The sequence below is a fragment of the Synechococcus sp. F70.1 genome (assembly GCF_047502745.1).
Lineage (GTDB): Bacteria > Cyanobacteriota > Cyanobacteriia > Thermostichales > Thermostichaceae > Thermostichus.
Map to the genome: position 1 here is coordinate 1 of NZ_JANSJL010000080.1, position 1,482 is coordinate 1,482.

General features: G+C 50.5%; 2 protein-coding genes and 1 pseudogene. All 3 read left to right on the top strand.

Going from position 1 to position 1,482, the window contains the following annotated elements:
* Positions 1 to 386, top strand: a 386-nt coding sequence (locus NW860_RS08580) for a hypothetical protein (RefSeq protein ID WP_414513627.1), incomplete at its 5' end; no start/stop codon positions are given.
* A gap of 2 nt (positions 387 to 388) precedes the next feature.
* On the top strand, positions 389 to 976 hold the full coding sequence (locus NW860_RS08585) for a hypothetical protein (protein WP_414513629.1): 588 nt from the start codon (positions 389 to 391) through the stop codon (positions 974 to 976).
* 55 nt (positions 977 to 1,031) lie between these two features.
* A pseudogene (locus NW860_RS08590) lies at positions 1,032 to 1,482 on the top strand (ATPase); the annotation flags it as partial.

Here is a 1,482-nt window from a genome sequence, read left to right on the forward strand (position 1 = left end):
AGAACGTTCCCTTGGCGCGGATTCTAGGCCTACGGCCGAGTAGCGCGAACAGGCCCTCTCTCGGTGGAGCAGCCCCTGTTCCTACTGGGCAAACGCAGCCCTGGGAAGTTAGCGAAGGGGAGGTTGATCCTAACTTCCTCGAGAAGGTCTTTCGCACCTGCGAGGAGATGGGAGGGCGCTACTACCTAGTCTACTTATCCGACTTGCGCAAAAGATTTCCCGATGTTCCCTCCTGGCTATTGGATCAGGCGCTCCTGACTTTGAACCGCCAAGCCAAGATAGTGCTGATGAACCTGGACGATCCTCTGTCCATTACTCCTGAAATCGAAGCCGCCGCTATTGACCTGTACGGCTACAAAAAGCACGTTCTTCGTGTTAGGAACTAGCCATGAATTCCAAGGAAAGTACCTCTTTCTCAATCAACCAACAAAAAGCTCTAGAAGCCCTCAAGGAGGTTGATTTTGATTGGACAGTTCATCTTAGAAAAATCTGGCAACCTCCGGATTTTGACGTTCCTGAGCTTAACCGGGATGTCAGGGAGAAGCTATTCAGCCGGCTGGAGAAGTTAATCCAATCTCCCCAGATGGAGACATCCTGTGGAATCCCTGTGCTTGGCAATGGTGGCTCTGGCAAAACCCACCTTCTCAGGGTCTTAAGACAGCGCTGCTTTGAAAAAGGGGTGGGATTTGTCCTAGTGGACATGACCGATGTGAAAGACTTTTGGGAAACCGTAATCCAGGGCTACCTCACCTCTCTGCTTCAGGAAGAGCCTGATGGCACTAGCCAGCTCCAAAAAATTCTCGATCTGGTCTTTCTGAGAGCTCTCTCCACTCCCAAGCAGGCGAAGGAGATCGCCAGTTTTTCCCACGAATCTTTGCTCGACGTCATTAAGACAAACTCTGCAATGGCTATTCACTCAAGATCGCAAGCACACCATCAAGTACCAAGATTGTGTACGAGCTGCCATTCTAGCTAATTCGAATGATTTTTCACTGGCGTCAATAGGTACTAGCTGGATACAGGGCCTAGGTGTGGAATCAGAGGTTGCCCGACAATTCGGTTTTACCAACGCCAGCTTAAATCCTAGTCAAGTTGTTGCAGGGCTTTCTTGGCTGATGAGCCTAAGGGGACCCACTGTAGTTGCTTTGGATCAGTTAGATCCCATTCTTGTGCAATCTCATACAAGTCCTAGTCCTTCGTCATCCTTGCAGGAGCTCTCGCCAGAGACAGAAAGAGAAGCTTCCCAAAACATCATTCATAACATCGCAGGTGGCCTCATTGGGCTACGGGACTGCCTCTCCCGATCCCTTGTCATCATCTCGTGCCTAGACCTGTCTTGGGAAATTCTAACGAAAACAGCTGTTGCAACCTTTACAGGACGCTTTGAGCCGCCTTCAACTTTGACGCATCTTCTTTCGGCCAGTGTCGCTGAGGCAGTTGTTGTTCCTCGCCTGCAGGCTGCCTACCACAAGGTGGGCTTTA